Origin of the sequence: Acinetobacter tandoii DSM 14970 = CIP 107469, from assembly GCF_000400735.1 — a bacterium.
Classification (GTDB): Bacteria; Pseudomonadota; Gammaproteobacteria; order Pseudomonadales; family Moraxellaceae; genus Acinetobacter; species Acinetobacter tandoii.
In genome coordinates, this window is record NZ_KE007368.1 from 72,440 (window position 1) to 88,528 (window position 16,089).

Annotated in this window: 12 protein-coding genes; 8 read left to right on the forward strand and 4 right to left on the reverse strand. The window is 41.2% G+C overall.

Annotation, left to right across the window (positions count from 1 at the left end):
• Positions 1 to 5: 5 nt before the first annotated feature.
• Positions 6 to 1,667, reverse strand: a complete 1,662-nt coding sequence (gene baeS, locus I593_RS13720) for a sensor histidine kinase efflux regulator BaeS (protein WP_016168185.1) — start codon at positions 1,665 to 1,667, stop codon at positions 6 to 8.
• 133 nt (positions 1,668 to 1,800) lie between these two features.
• Here baeS and I593_RS13725 point away from each other — a divergent pair, with 133 nt between their 5' ends.
• From I593_RS13725 to I593_RS13740, 4 genes are all read left to right on the forward strand, one after another.
• A complete protein-coding gene (locus tag I593_RS13725) occupies positions 1,801 to 2,421 on the forward strand; it encodes a hypothetical protein (protein WP_016168186.1) in 621 nt (206 codons plus the stop codon).
• Between the two features lie 309 nt (positions 2,422 to 2,730).
• A complete protein-coding gene (locus tag I593_RS13730; RefSeq protein WP_016168187.1) occupies positions 2,731 to 4,533 on the forward strand; it encodes an acyl-CoA dehydrogenase C-terminal domain-containing protein in 1,803 nt (600 codons plus the stop codon).
• A gap of 168 nt (positions 4,534 to 4,701) precedes the next feature.
• Entirely contained in the window at positions 4,702 to 6,483 is a 1,782-nt protein-coding gene (locus tag I593_RS13735; RefSeq protein ID WP_016168188.1) for an acyl-CoA dehydrogenase C-terminal domain-containing protein, read from the forward strand.
• Positions 6,484 to 6,600: 117 nt separating this feature from the next.
• Positions 6,601 to 7,098, forward strand: coding sequence for a phosphate-starvation-inducible protein PsiE (locus tag I593_RS13740; RefSeq protein WP_016168189.1), 498 nt, complete (start codon positions 6,601 to 6,603; stop codon positions 7,096 to 7,098).
• 80 nt (positions 7,099 to 7,178) lie between these two features.
• Here I593_RS13740 and I593_RS13745 read toward each other — a convergent pair whose 3' ends face one another.
• Positions 7,179 to 7,607, reverse strand: coding sequence for an RcnB family protein (locus I593_RS13745; RefSeq protein ID WP_016168190.1), 429 nt, complete (start codon positions 7,605 to 7,607; stop codon positions 7,179 to 7,181).
• 171 nt (positions 7,608 to 7,778) lie between these two features.
• Between I593_RS13745 and I593_RS13750 the strand changes: the two genes are divergently transcribed.
• Positions 7,779 to 8,231, forward strand: coding sequence for a hypothetical protein (locus tag I593_RS13750; protein WP_016168191.1), 453 nt, complete (start codon positions 7,779 to 7,781; stop codon positions 8,229 to 8,231).
• 82 nt (positions 8,232 to 8,313) lie between these two features.
• On the opposite strand, the gene I593_RS13755 is transcribed toward I593_RS13750, so the two are convergent.
• Both I593_RS13755 and znuD read right to left on the reverse strand, forming a co-directional pair.
• Entirely contained in the window at positions 8,314 to 9,777 is a 1,464-nt protein-coding gene (locus tag I593_RS13755) for a phospholipase D family protein (RefSeq protein WP_016168192.1), read from the reverse strand.
• Between the two features lie 105 nt (positions 9,778 to 9,882).
• Positions 9,883 to 11,946 (reverse strand): zinc piracy TonB-dependent receptor ZnuD, encoded by a 2,064-nt coding sequence (gene znuD, locus I593_RS13760; RefSeq protein WP_016168193.1) that lies wholly within the window; start codon positions 11,944 to 11,946, stop codon positions 9,883 to 9,885.
• 160 nt (positions 11,947 to 12,106) lie between these two features.
• Here znuD and I593_RS13765 point away from each other — a divergent pair, with 160 nt between their 5' ends.
• The 3 genes from I593_RS13765 (at position 12,107) to I593_RS13775 (ending at position 16,022) form a co-directional block, all read left to right on the forward strand.
• Complete coding sequence (locus tag I593_RS13765; protein ID WP_016168194.1) at positions 12,107 to 12,871, forward strand: DUF4184 family protein; 765 nt, start codon at positions 12,107 to 12,109, stop codon at positions 12,869 to 12,871.
• A 161-nt stretch (positions 12,872 to 13,032) separates the two neighbouring features.
• Positions 13,033 to 14,820, forward strand: a complete 1,788-nt coding sequence (gene aspS, locus I593_RS13770) for an aspartate--tRNA ligase (protein ID WP_016168195.1) — start codon at positions 13,033 to 13,035, stop codon at positions 14,818 to 14,820.
• 317 nt (positions 14,821 to 15,137) lie between these two features.
• Positions 15,138 to 16,022, forward strand: coding sequence for a lysophospholipid acyltransferase family protein (locus I593_RS13775; RefSeq protein WP_016168196.1), 885 nt, complete (start codon positions 15,138 to 15,140; stop codon positions 16,020 to 16,022).
• Positions 16,023 to 16,089 lie beyond the last annotated feature (67 nt).

Below are 16,089 nucleotides of genomic sequence, written 5' to 3' on the forward strand. Positions count from 1 at the left end.
TTCCTTTATGATTTCATTTGTTTGGGAAAAGTGAGTTTGCAACGCAAACCACCTAATGGTGAATGCTCAAAACGCAAGCATCCACCGAGTGCCTGAGCAATCTTACATGAAAGTGCCAAACCTAGCCCTGTTCCACCGGTACTTCGAGTTCTCGAATCATCCACACGATAGAATCGTTCCCCCAAGTGCTGCAATTGTTCATCCGTCAATCCATACGGGCTATCATCCACATACAGACTCCACTCTGTTGCACTTTGCTCGGTGTGAATCTGAATCTGTCCGCCCGACTCGGTATAACGAATACTATTACTGAGTAAGTTGACCACAATTTGTTTGAATCGGTCTGTATCTAATTGTAAGACAGGAGCATCACCTTGCACGCTGACTTTTAGATTGGCTTGTTCAAACTTCGGTTTGAAGTTCTCTACCTCTTGAACAATCATGTCCCACGGATTTACGGCCGTAAAATAACATTTCAATTGCTGAGCATCGGCTTGAGCTAAATCTGCTAAATCTTGAGTCAGTTTTTTCAAACTACTCACTTGACGCATCATGGCATCCAAATGTTCTGGTGTGGCTTTACGAATGCCATCTTGCATGGCTTCAATTTGTGCTTGTAACACAGCCAATGGTGTTTTTAATTCATGCGAAGTATCGGCTACCCATTGACGACGCGAAGTTTCATGTTGATCCAGAATTTCTGCCAATTGATTCAATTCATTGGATAAATCACCCAATTCATCATTACGGTTAATTTTGACTTGATGTTGGTAGTTGCCCTGAGTCAATTCACGTGTACCGTTCAACAAGCGTTGAATCGGTTTCTTAAAATAGGTCGCCAGCAATAATGCAGCAATTAGACTGGCTAAAATGGTCAAGCCATAAACCAAAAATAAATAGCGCTTTTGATTACTAAAGAAGTTGATACTTAAAGCATCATCTTGATCTAGGACGGGTTTTAAACCTAAATAGCCAACCACTTTATCATCGACGATAATCGGGCGATAAGAAATCTGATCTGAAGATGGTTCACCCACCACAAATTGTCGTTTGGCATCATACAAAGATAATCGCGAACTCAACCCTAAACGGTCTGGCATCGAAATAAATTGCTTTTTCTGGTTGCTCTCTTTTAACTTATTCTGCGCCTGTCCATCTTTACGATCAGGTGGTCGGAATGCATTTTCATTCGATTTTAAAGGAAATTTTAAACCTTCAAAGGGTTGGTATTCAGAAGGTAAATTTAACTCTAACCAACGTAACTCTTCTTGGTCGAGCAAAGGTTTCCCCTGATCTGCCCGTGCCAGTGTTGGTGGTAAATTTACAAAAGTATGTTCTTCAAAATAACGCTGCTGTAAGGCAATATCGTATTGTCGACGTAACCACCAATGCGACAGTCGGTCATAATCATCAGGGTCGGCCTGACCTTCAATTTGTAAAATCTGAGCCTGAATGGCATTACCCCAATCATGATAAACTGCATAGACTCCCGCCAAGTTGGAAATCAGATGATCGAGCTTTTGCATTTCGACATCTGCTACATACTTAGTAAAGTTTTTTTGCATGGTCCAATGCAATACCCCCAGACTTAGGGTGATAATCACTAAGGTGGTCAGTAATACAGTCAAGAAGAGGCGTAGCGCAATCGGGACACGTCGAGTATTCAACAGTGGTGCTCGGTTGTTATTGTGTTAGTGCTATTGTAACCAACCTATTTTCAAAAAACCCTCCATTGTTTCTTCATCTTTATTATTTAATCTTTAAACACAAATGAAAAATAGTGTGCTGGGGTAACTTGTAATGAACTTGACGAAAAAAATTGTATTAGCAACCTGCGGTATTTTAAGTGTCGGGGCATTAACAGCTTGCCAATCCACGCCAGAACCACAAGAGCACCCGCACCACACGATGGATGGTCGACATGCTGATCGTCTAACGCCTGAACAACGTGCTGAACGCGATCAAATGCGTACCGAACACAAGGCCATGTTTAAACAAATGCAACAAGCTTGTGATGGCAAAACTGTGGGGCAAACTGTTCAGGTAAAAGCAGGTACGCACACCATTGATGGTCAATGTCATATGGTATTCCAGCCCGACCATAAACGTGGACATGGTATGCATATGGGGCAACCTCCGATGCAAGGTGAAGAAGGCATGATGCGTCCACAACATGGTGAAAAACTGACAGATGCTCAGCGTCAACACATGGTGCAACAGTTCGATCAACGCTTGAGAGAAAAACAAGCTTTCCAACAAGCGGTTGAAACTGCATGTAAAGGTCAAGCCGATGGCAAAGTCGTTCAGATTAAAGCGGGTGAACAAACCCTTTCAGGCAAATGTTCGGTACGATTCTTTCCAAACCAACCACAACCGAATGTAGCACCAACAGCAAATATGGCTCCACCTCCAGCTGCATAAGCAGATTTACAACAAAAAAGACGCCGCAAGCGTCTTTTTTTATGCCTAAATGGAGGACATAACTTTTTACGTTTTTTGACTATTTGTATCATTAAAAAAAACATAAAAACGTTTACACTCAATGTACTTAGAAAATTCAAGCCACCTTTTTTTGACTTTACAGTCACTAAGAAATGGGGGGCAAGTGCTTGTACCTTATAACAAGATGTTGCACGATTAACTTGTACTTAAAAACGTGTCATTGAAGGCACGTCACCATGTTTATTAGGATTATAACGCTGGTTAAAACCAGTATTGAGGAAAACCGACATGCCACAATACAAAGCGCCCTTACGTGATATGCAGTTCGTTTTGCATGAATTACTAAATGCTGAACAACATTATGCAAAACTTCCTGCTTTCCAAGAAACCGTAAGCCGTGAATTGGTTGACCAATATTTAGAAGCCGCGGCTGATTTCTGTGAAAATGAATTGTCTCCAATCAACCAAAGTGGCGACCGCGAAGGTTGTACTTGGAATGATGGTGTGGTGACTACACCGACTGGTTTTAAAGAAGCGTACCAAAAATATATCGAGTTAGGCTTCCCTTCTCTTTCTGCTGAAGAACAATACGGTGGTCAAGGTTTACCTGTTTCTTTGGCGAACGTAATCTCTGAAATGGTCGGTACTGCAAACTGGGCTTGGGGTATGTATCCTGGTCTTTCTCACGGTGCAGTACGTACTTTAGAACACCACGGTTCACCAGAACAAAAAGATACTTACTTACCAAACCTTGTATCAGGTGTTTGGACAGGTACGATGTGCTTAACAGAATCTCATGCAGGTTCTGACCTTGGTATTATCCGTACCAAAGCTGAACCAAATGCTGACGGTAGCTATGCAATTACTGGCGAAAAAATCTTTATCTCTGCTGGTGAGCATGACATGGCAGAGAACATTATTCACATCGTGCTTGCACGCCTTCCAGGTGCACCAAAAGGCACTAAAGGTATTTCATTATTCATCGTACCAAAATTCAACTTAAATGCTGATGGTACTGTGGGTGAGCGTAATGCAGTGCGTTGTGGTTCAATTGAACACAAAATGGGTATTCATGGTAACGCGACCTGTGTGATCAACTTTGACAACGCAAAAGGTTACTTGATTGGACCTGAAAACCGTGGTCTAAACTGTATGTTTACCTTCATGAACACAGCACGTATCGGTACAGCGGTTCAAGGTCTTGCTGCATCTGAAGGTTCATTCCAAGGTGCGCTCGCATACGCGAAAGACCGTTTAGCAATGCGTTCACTTTCTGGCCCTAAAGCACCTGAAAAAGAAGCTGATCCAATTATTGTTCACCCAGCTGTACGCAACATGTTGTTAACGCAAAAATCTTTTGCTGAAGCAGGTCGTGCATTGGTTTACTTGTTGTCTTTCCATGCCGATATCGTTGAGCAAGGTGCAACTGAAGAAGAGCGTAAAAACTCTGACAATATTTTGTCGTTGCTTACCCCGATTGCAAAAGCTTTCTTAACTGAAACAGGTTCTGAGTCTGCAAAACACGGCGTACAAGTGTTTGGTGGTCACGGCTTTATTTCTGAACATGGTATGGAACAAATTGTTCGTGATACCCGTATTTCATGCCTATACGAAGGTACGACGGAAATTCAAGCTTTGGACTTGTTAGGTCGTAAAGTTTTGGGTACTCAAGGTGCAATGTTGAAAGACTTCACCAAGATGATTCACAAATTCTGCGAAGCCAACAAAGACAATGCAACAATGAAAGAATTTGTTGAGCCACTGGCTGCTCTCAACAAAGAATGGGGCGACCTCACCATGCAAATTGGTATGCGCGCAATGCAAAACCCAGAAGAAGTGGGTGCTGCCGCGGTTGATTACCTGTACTTCTCTGGTTATGTAACGCTGGCTTACCTATGGGCTCAAATGGCGTTGGTTGCACAGCAAACCCTTGCTGCTGGTACAACTGATGTAGATTTCTACAACGCTAAAGTGACCACTGCTCGCTTCTACTTCAAGAAAATCTTACCACGCGTTCGTTCACACGTTGACGTGATTGCAGGTGGTGTAGAGCCATTAATGTCATTAGATGCGGAACACTTCGCGTTCTAATCACACTTTAATGTTGCTTGCAATGTTAATTTGAAAAAAAAGGACTGGTCGGTTTTGACGGTCCTTTTTTTATGTAATCAATGCTAAATTTAATTCTATCAATAATACGTGTGATCGCGTGTTATTCCACACTCGGCACATGATGTATACAACAAAGGTGAACTAACTATGCCAATTTATAATGCACCGCTTGCAGATATGAAATTCATCTTAAATGATGTTTTTAACGCAGAACAATTCTGGCAGTCGAACGAAAATCTAGCGCATTTAGATGCAGCGACTGCAGAAGCTATTTTAGAAGAGATGGCGAAATTTGCGCAAAATGTAACGCTTCCACTGAACCGTACAGGTGATGAAGAAGGTGCAACTTATAACAATGGCGCAGTGACGACACCTGCTGGTTTCAAAGAAGCGTTCCAACAATATGCTCAAGGTGGTTGGATTGGTTTAGGTGCAGAAGAAGAATGGGGCGGCCAAGGCATGCCAAAAATGCTGACTGTACTTTCTGACGAAATGCTGTTCGCAACCAACCCGTCTTTCATGCTTTACCCATTACTTTCGGTGGGTGCAGGTATGGCGTTAAACAGCTATGCATCTCAAGAGCAAAAAGAAACCTATTTACCTAAAATCTACTCTGGGGAATGGTCAGGCACCATGTGCTTAACTGAACCACACTCAGGAACAGATTTAGGGATTATCAAAACTAAAGCTGAACCAAACCAAGATGGTACTTACAACATCACGGGTACGAAAATCTTCATTACGGGCGGTGACCATGACTTAGCTGAAAACATCATTCACTTGGTATTGGCGAAAACTCCAGATGCACCTGCGGGTTCACGTGGTATTTCATTATTCATCGTACCAAAATTTCTTGTGAACGAAGATGGTTCAGTAGGTGAGCGTAACGCCGCAGGACCTGGTTCAATCGAACATAAAATGGGAATCAAAGCTTCAGCAACTTGCGTCATGAACTTTGACGGTGCAAAAGGCTACCTCGTGGGTAAAGAAAACGAAGGGCTTGCAGCGATGTTCGTGATGATGAACTACGAACGTTTATCAATGGGTATTCAAGGTCTTGGTGCTTCTGAATTTGCCTACCAAAATGCAGCACAATATGCGACAGATCGTTTACAAGGTCGTAGCGCGTCTGGTGTGAAATCTCCAAACAAACCAGCAGACAGCATTTTAGTGCATGGTGATGTACGTCGTATGTTGTTAAACGTACGTGCGAACAATGAAGCATCGCGTGCATTTGCAGTGTATGTGGGTCAACAGTTAGACATCACCAAATTCTCGACCGATGCTGAAGCAGTGAAAAAAGCCAACGACCGCGTTGCACTTTTGACACCAATTGCAAAAGCTTACTTAACCGATACTGCATTCCAAGCAACGCTTGATGCTCAAATGTGCTTCGGTGGTCATGGTTATATTCGTGAATGGGGTATGGAACAATGTGTTCGTGACCTACGTATTGCACAGATTTACGAAGGAACAAATGGCGTTCAATCTCAAGACTTGATTGGTCGTAAAACTATTAAGTGTAACGGCGCCTACGTTGCAGAATACATCGAAGAAATTCGTGATTTCGCCAACGGTTTAGATGCAGACTTAAACTTCATTAAAGATGCCACTTTAGATGCCGCGACAGAAGTAGCTGATTTGACTCAATTCGTACTTGCTCAAGCCGCAGAAAATGTAGAATTCCCAAATGCAGCAGCGGTTGACTACTTACACGCGGTTGGTTTATTAAGCTTCGCTTACATGTTTGCTCGTATTGCCAATGCAGCAAAAGATAAAGATGGCGAATTCTTCCAAAACAAATTAGCGCTTGCTCAATACTTCGCACAACGTATTCTTCCAGAATTAGACATGCGTATTGCTAAAGTAAAAGCAGGTTCTGATTTAATCATGAACTTCAGCGAAGATTACTTCACTAGCCAAGCATAATCGTTAAGTATAAAAAAACGCCTGCTCTGTCAGGCGTTTTTTTATGCCCTAATGTTCATGTGCATGAAATTTGCTTATGATTGAATAAGTTGTTATTTCAAATAATAGGAGGTAAAGATGTCTGAACGAGATCCTAAAGTGGTTAAAATTGAAACCCTCCTCGACCGATTAGGTAATTTAGCGGTTGAAAGCTTTCATTATATTGCCTTATTTATTATTGGCTGTATGGTGGCATGGTCAGCCGTGCATACCGTCATTGAAATTCTTACCGTTAAACAATACGCCACCATTGACGATATTCTGTTGTTATTTATCTATTTGGAATTGGGTGCCATGGTTGGGATTTATTTTAAAACCAATCATATGCCTGTCCGCTTTCTGATTTATGTGGCAATTACCGCACTCACCCGTCTTTTGATTTCAGATATTCAACACGATCATAAAGCCGATATGGACTTGGTGATTATTACAGGTTCAATTTTGATTCTTGCGCTAGCCATTTTAATTGTGCGTTATGCATCATGGACGTTCCCTTCCGTCATACGCGATAAACATCATGATAAACCCTTACCGCTAGGTAAAACTCCACGTCCAGAAGATGATGAATTGGCTTAATTAAATCTTTTAAATCTAGCTTGCCCACTTTCGAGCATGACCTCTGTGGCTGAGTTCAAATCGAAAGTTGGGAAGCTTTTTTATCTTGGAACTAATACATAGCGACCATTTTCAAAGATCCAGTACATATTTTGTGGTGGTTCAGGTAACCCTAAACGTTGCCAATCATTGATAATCCGATAATTTGAACTTTCAATGCGCGAATTGGCATCACCAAAAACATAACTGGTACTTTGATGATTGTATTGAGTATAAGTAGGTGCCTGTAAATTAATACTGACATTGGCTTGTGGTCGGTCCCAATTTGGCGGACGATGATAATGCGGCGGATAGGGTCGATTCGGGTAAGGTCGATCCGGATATGGGGGTTGCGGTGGATAAGGTCGATAATTCGGGCGTTTTGTACTGGTGCCCTGATAATTTGACCAGCCATTGGCATCTGCTGAAGCATAGCTAGAACTCAGCATCAAGATGATCATCCCACATGCAAAATAGAACTTTACTTTCATCTGCTATTTCCAATGTTCTTTGTTGATATTTTAACCTAATTCTTTCCCCAAACATGCATACAAATAGAAGGCTGCGCAAAGATTTGTAGCGCTATTACATTCACCTATTCTCGATTTTGCTTTTCACACTTTATGCTAATATAAGCCTTTTCATGGATTAGGCTGAACATTGTGGCGGAATTAAGCTTTGAACGACTGCATCAATTTTTCTCTAAAGTTCCAAGTGTGCAACAAGAGTTTATCGATTCTTATGGAACGGATGGTCAACATGCGTGGTGGTTTAAATTCCAGATTAATATCGACCACCCGCTAGCATGGCAAACCGTACAAGAACTGGGGCATGTACTGAATTACATTTCGACCCATGAGCGTTTACCAACGCAATTTCTTCCAGTTTCACCTCCGCCTTATATGAATGGTGAAGCAAAAAAATTTCTATCTTGGGTCATCCAATGTAATCACCCAGATTTTCCACCCGATGTGGTTTGTGACTGGCTTGAAGCGCGTTTACCACAGCCTGTCGAAGATGAAACACAATGGAAAATCAAAACTGATCTACATGAATTAGACAATATGACCGACAAAGAGCTGGATCAAATCATTCCACCAAATCCTCAGATATAAACAATAGTTTCTCTCAATTCTTGATCCAAATCAGGAATCTCCTCCCTTTATTGATTAAAGGGAGGTGAGCTGGGATTAAAAATTAAAACGTTGATAAACCACTCCATTCCATAAAACGATACAACGCATATTTCAATTTTGAGTCATCCGCATACTGGGTATAGTCCACACTCATTTGTTTCCCCTCGAGATTTGACCATGCCGTATTAAAGTACTGATTCGCATCTTGGAACACTTGAGTCTGAGTCGAACCCAAGACACGTAAGTCTGTCTCTAAATTATAATTTTTAATATTTCGCGCGGTAAAATTGGCTGAACCTAAAATCATCTCACTGCTATTGCCACTACGCTTCACAATCATCTTACTGTGGCATTGTTCACCTTGAGTATTACACCAGCGCACGGGTATGCCTGCCGCATGTAACTCAGACGCTACCTGACGGTTTGGAATGCCATTTTTTTGACGTCCAAAAGCATCTTTATTCGGGTCAAGTAAAACCCGCAGTTGCACACCACGTTCTTGTGCTGCAATGAGGGCTTGAATAATTTGTCGTTCAGATAAATAGAACATTGCCAAATCAATCTGATCTTGTTTTTTTGCAGTCGTAATTAAGTTTAACGTCGCATCTAAAATTGCTTGTTCCGTCAAGACTTGCACTTGAGGCTCTGTTTTCGCAGCTTCAAACTCACCCAGAATAATTACAGGCATATCACCACCAGACATTCGACCTACCGCTTGCTCAGTCTTTAAAATATCGATCGCGGTATTGCCTGTCACCACTAAACCGACATTAGAGTGTCGTGAACTGCCATCATGTGGGTTCATCGAAGTAACCAAAGCCTTCCACCCCTGTGCAGTATCCACCACCAAAGTTTTACGATGATTGGCTTTAAAATTAAACAAATTAAAATAACTGCGTAAGGTAATGGGTTCTTTACCAAATGGATTTGGCAACCAACCTTTTTCAGGATTACTGCCTGCATTTTGACAGCACAAATACCAGAAACCTGACCAAGTAGGATTTGATGCCCGTAGTGGACGCAAATCAGTTTCGATCACATCAATCCCTGCCTGACGCAGTTGACGATAATGTTCAGGTGCTACGCCACCATAAACTGAATTAATGGGATCGGTAATCAATTTAATTTCAATATGAGGATACTGGCGGCGTTTCGAAATTAAGGCATCGGTTAATTGTTGGGTTAGAGCTTGCTGTTGCAGTTTTGACTCACCCACCTCTTTATTGAATAAAAACATATCCAATACGATGGTGGTTTGGGCTTCATCAATCATTTTTAGCATTTCTTTAAAAATGACATGCTGTTGCTGCTGTTTACCATCACGGGTTAAATACGTTTGATCCGCTAAAAACTTCACTTGGGCATGCCGTAATTTTCCTGTGTAATTTAGACCTTCAGGTAACGGCTTTAGTGTGTGATAAATCCCTGAAGCCAAATAGCCCAGTGCCAAGAAACTAACAATGACCGCAACATAACGCCGCGGTGTCCAATTTAATTTATGATGAATTTTTCGAAAAATACGCATAAGAAAAAACCTAACCCAATAGGTTCAGGCTAGGTTTTCTTAACACATTTTTCAAGTGACTTTGTGTGACATCACCTTGAATCCATTCAAAAAGCTGATGGCTTCTTAGAAACCAAACTCCAACCCAACAGTGAAGTTGCGCCCCATTTGTGGAAGTGTCGATAAGAATGACGCATGGTTATATACAGTTTCATCTAACAGGTTATTGACTTTGGCATAAACACGATAATCTGTTTTATCCGAAAGGCGGGCGGCATAAGCTAAACCCAGATTTACCATATTGTAGCCATCAGTTTCTGTTTCATAGACTGCAATTTTGTCTTGCTTGAAGGCACGGTAATATTCCGCAGTTCCTGAGAAACCATCACCAAAATCGGCGTCAAAACGTGTTCCTAAACGGCCACCAGGAACACGTGGTGCATCCCCTTCAGCATCAATTTTTCCACGTACATAGTCACCAAATAACGTGGCAGTATAGATTGGCGACAGTTGATAGGAGATTTCCCCTTCAGCACCATAAAAACGTGCTTTATCTTGCGTATACTGAATTAAACGAAAATCTTCATAACGATCCAGCGTTTGGGCATAAATATAATCATCAAACCAGTTATGGAACACATGAACATGATAGTTCAGTCGATCAGTATCGTAATGGAAACCCAATTCAAGGTTATTCGATTTCTCAACAGCTAAATTTTCATTGCCCAACTCATAGGTATTGGTTGCCAGATGCTTACCTTGTGAATACAGCTCCTGCGCCATCGGTAAACGTTCTTGATGGGAGGCCACCAAAGACAATTTATAATTCGGTGCAAATGCCCAGTTCGCTGCACCAGAATAAGAAAATGCATGATCATCATAATCTTTTTGTGGCGAATCAATATCAATACTTTGCTGATCCAAACGTGCTGCCAGTTCAAAATGCACATCGTTCCATTGACGATGCTCTAAAGCAAATAAGCTCCATTTATCTGTGGTACTTGGCCCTGCAAATAACGCTTCTTCTCCAGTAATATCGAGTTTTTGGCGACCAAACTGAGTGCCAATTACCCCTTCCCATGCCCCAATCGGGTTATGCAGCAATTCTAAACGCGTGTCATAACCTTCACTTTTAAAGGTTGTGGCAGCTTGACCTTCTTCAATTTCATCATGTTGATAATCGGTATAACTCGCTTGCACACGTAGTTTTTGGAAGCCTGCAAATGGGTCTGCCAACTCACTTCTAAAATCATAACGCTCGGATTTTAGATCTACCCAAGGTCCCGCATGACTATGATCATGTGCCTCATGTGTATCTGCTTCATGGTCATGATCGTGCTCACCACAGTGTAAATGCGGTTGTCCTGCTAAATGTGCTTCACAGCTTTCATATTCATGATTATGACCTGGCAATCCATATTGATCTTGACGATTGGTATAAGAAACTCCCGTAAAACCACGATCATAAATCCATGACAGTCCTAAAGTCACATTTTGAGACTCCGCAAAAGTGTTATCTACGCGACGTTCTTTTTCACCTTCATGAACATAATCTGGGGCAATATAATTATTTGCATCGCGTTTCAGGCCTTCAACACGTAATGCAACTTGATCACCCAAACCAACTGTTACCCCTGCTGTAGCTAACTTTTCATCGTTGCCCGTGTTGTAACGTACACCAAGTTTTCCTTCATAGCCGTTCTCTGGCATCTGGGTGGGAATCTTATTGTCCGTGACATTGACCAAACCACCTACATTTCCAGCCCCGTACAATAAGGTTGACGGACCACGTACAATTTCAATTTGCTTGGCCAAAGTAGGATCTACGGTCACTGCATGATCTGGCGATAAAGTCGATACATCCATAGTTTCAGAGGCATTCGCCAAGACTTTTACACGTGCTGCATCTTGCCCTCGAATCACGGGGCGACTAGCACCTGGACCAAACTGATTGGAATAGACCCCGACCTGATTACTTAGTGCTTCACCTATGGTGGTGCCACCTTGTACCAACTGATCACTTTTAATGACATTATCGGCAGCCGAATAATCTACAGCAGTCTGTACCAAAGGATGTGCTGTGACTTGAATGGTGTCTAGTTTTTGCGTAGATTCATCATCTTGTGCAAATGCGGAAGGCGCGATTACCGCAAGAATCGCAACGGAAAGTAAATTCTTATGAAATAACATGAGTCGAGTTTGGTCTGGTGAAAGCTATTAATTGTTATAATATAACATTACTATTTTTTTGCAATAAAAAACAGAATCTACCAGCTAAGTTCTTTATCCTGTTTTTAGCGCAATATCCATTTTATCGCCTTATTTCGAATTATGGGATTAACCAGATTTCATGCCCTTTACTCTGTCTCATGCCGTTCTCGCACCACCTCTTGCCAAGCTCAGCAAAGGGTATTTACCCACTGCTGCCCTAGCCATTGGCTGTATGACACCTGATCTAATTCGGCTTTTTACCCAACAAGATGGCGGAAAAACCCATCTCTGGAATGCTTTAATTTATCCAAATTTAGTAATTGGACTGATTTTTTGTCTGTTGTGGTATTTCATTTATCGACCTGTGCTATATCGTTTTATGGGATTACAAGATCCATTACGGCTCACACAATTCAAAACTCGCATGGGTTTTGTTATAGGGGTTGTCATTAGCATTTTGGTTGGGGTAAGTACCCATCTCGTTTGGGATGGACTGACTCATGTCGACTTCAGAACCTTTGCCTTTCGGGATTTCCTGAGTCAAAGTATTTCCCTCTTCGGACAGCGTTTTCCTGTGCATCGTGTGCTTCAAATTGGCACATCCATCGTGGCATTGCCCATTCTTGTTTGGATGTGTATTCATTATTTTCAACAGTTCCGACAACCCTCACCTGTATCAAGCAAGATTAAACGCTATGCATGGAGTTTACTTGGCTTAACATTGCTGAGTGGCATTTATTCTGTTTGGGATTACGCTCGTTATTTTTCCTATGATATCTGGGTCTCCAATCTGTACTATTTTACAGGACGAAGCATCAATGAATTTAGTCAAGCCGCTTTAGTCATCTTCAGCACAGGCTGTCTTGTTTTTATGTTCTTCGATCAAAAACAGTATTTTGAATAACAACTTGTCCCTAAATTTTGCGCCGAAAAGTCATGAAATACAGAGGAATTTGGATCTAGTCCTTGTGACAAAATCCTCAACGAGGCATAATCCTTCCTTTACGAGCGGTACGCTGTTTACGTATACGCTTCCTTAACCCATATAGTTGGATTTTATACGCTATGATGCGAACTCATTACTGCGGTTCTTTAACCGAAGCCCAAATTGATGAAACAGTAACCCTTTGCGGTTGGGTACATCGTCGCCGTGACCACGGTGGTGTTATCTTCCTCGACATGCGTGACCGTGATGGTTTAGTTCAAGTCGTTATTGATCCAGATACCCCTGAAGCATTTGCAACTGCGGACAAAGCACGTTCAGAATTCGTATTAAAAATTACAGGTCGTGTACGTCGCCGTTATGAAGGCACAGAAAATGCCAATATGGTGAGCGGTCAAATCGAAGTTTTAGGTAAAGAAATTGAAGTTCTTGCTCAATCTGAAACTCCGCCATTCCCATTAAATGACGAAAATACCAATATTTCAGAAGAAATTCGTTTGAAATATCGTTTCTTGGACATCCGTCGTCCAGAAATGTTAGAGCGTTTACGTTTCCGTTCTAAAGTTACAAACTTAATTCGTAATTACTTTGAAGATCATGGTTTCCTTGATGTTGAAACACCAATCTTGACCCGTGCGACCCCAGAAGGTGCACGTGACTATTTAGTCCCAAGCCGTGTTTCAAATGGTAGCTTCTATGCACTTCCACAATCCCCACAATTGTTCAAACAGTTATTGATGGTAGGTGGTATTGATCGTTACTACCAAATCGCGAAATGTTTCCGTGACGAAGATTTACGTGCAGATCGTCAGCCTGAATTTACCCAAATCGACGTTGAAACATCGTTCATGAGTGACGATGACATCATGGATTTAATGGAAGGCTTAACGGTTAAAATGTTCAATGAATTATTGAATGTGAAATTCGATAAATTTGAACGTATGACTTATGCCGATGCAATGCGTGATTATGCTTCTGATAAACCAGATATGCGTATTCCATTGAAATTGGTTGATGTTGTAGACTTAATGCAAGACGTTGAGTTCAAAGTATTCGCAGGTCCTGCTAAAGATCCTAAAGGTCGTATTGTAGCTTTACGCGTTCCAGGTGCAGGTTCTCTTCCACGTAGTGCAATTGATGAATACACTAAATTCGTTGGCATCTACGGTGCGAAAGGTTTGGCTTACATCAAAGTCAACGAACTTGAAAAAGGCATCGAAGGTCTTCAATCTCCAATCGTTAAATTCATCGAGCCAATCGTGCTTGATTTGTTAAAACGTGTTGGTGCTGAAAATGGCGACATCGTGTTCTTTGGTGCAGACAAAGCAAAAGTTGTAAATGATGCAATGGGCGCACTTCGTGTGAAAATTGGTCATGACATGAAACTTGCAACTTGCGAGTGGGCGCCACTTTGGGTGGTTGACTTCCCAATGTTTGAAGAAACTGATGATGGCAAATGGACCTCTGTGCATCACCCATTCACACTACCAAAATCAAGTGTTGAAGAAGTGAAGAACAATCCAGGTGCTGCACTTTCTGTTGCTTACGACATGGTACTCAATGGTACTGAAATCGGTGGTGGTTCACTCCGTATTTATACTTTAGAAATGCAAAAAGCAATTTTTGAAGCATTAGGTATTGGCGAAGAAGAAGCAGAAGAGAAATTCAGTTTCTTATTGAATGCATTGCGTTATGGCGCGCCTCCACACGGTGGTTTAGCATTTGGTCTTGACCGTTTGATCATGTTAATGACAGGCGCATCTTCTATTCGTGATGTGATTGCATTCCCGAAAACGAAGACTGCTGAATGTCCATTGACGCAAGCACCTGCACCAGTTGAAGCAAACCAATTGCGTGACTTAGGTATTCGTTTACGTGAAAAACAAAAAGCTGAAGCGAAAGAAGCATAATCTTTAACTTCACCCAGAACCCTGCACTCGTGCAGGGTTTTTTATGCTCAAATATTCCAATCAATCACATTTTTGAAAATTACATCTTTACTAACTATTCTTTAAATTTTCTTTTGAACTTTTCTTTCATCCCGCTTAGAGTAAGCAACGATAGCCTATATTCTGTTGCAACAGTTCTTGCCTTAATTATTCTATTCAAAAATTCATTTTGTTCTTAAGATGCTCATCTTTTTTTGATTCTATCTATCTTAGATTTTTAAGTCTCTTTGCAAAATTTTCTCTCATCCTTTCTGATAAAAAGATTCTTGAGTCAAAATATGGCTATTTATTTCCTGCTTAAATTTATCGCAATTTTACCTTTGTCATTTTTACAAAGAATCGCACTTTGGGTTGCCTATCTACTCTTTCAGACAAACTCCTCCATCAAACGAATTACAGCGATTAATCTCCGATTGGCATATCCTGAATTAAATGAACAAGCCTTACAAAAGCGTCTTCGTCTCAGCATTCAAAGCCAATGCATGACCTATATCGAATTTGTAAAATGCTGGGGAATGTCACCGCAATACAACTTCAACTTACTCAAGAATATTCATGGTGCAGAGCTCTTAGAAAAGGCTTTAGTCAATCAAAAGGGCGTGATTGTGGTCGTTCCTCACTTTGGTTGTTGGGAACTGTTAAATGCTTGGTTAAATATTTATACGCAACCCATGATCATGTACAAACCTGACAAAATAAAAGGTGTGAATCAGTATATTTTAAATGCCCGACAGAAATTTAACGCTACCTTGGTACCAACAGATGAAACAGGAATACGTCAAATTTTTAAACATCTAAAGCAAGGTGGTTTGACTGTCGTTTTACCTGATCATTTACCCAAAGCTTCTGGCGGAATTTATTCACATTTTTTCCAGCAAAATACACTATCGGCAACATTGGTTTCGAAAATGGCGGTCAAGACGCAATGCAATGTCATTGGCTTAAGCTGTATCCGTAATCCTGAATTATCCAGTTTTGATGTATATTGCACCGAATTGCCTCAAACAATTCTTTCCAAAGATTTACAACAATCTGTGGATAGCTTAAATCTGGCAATGCAAGAGATGATTCAACTCGCGCCCGAACAGTATATCTGGTCATACAAACGCTTCAGGAATTGTTATGGCAATGTCAATGTTTACCGCAGACAACCCACGATCTGACATGCTTTAAGAATATGTCTGGATTATAAAATAAAAGCCCAAATTTATATAAATTTGTATCGCATTG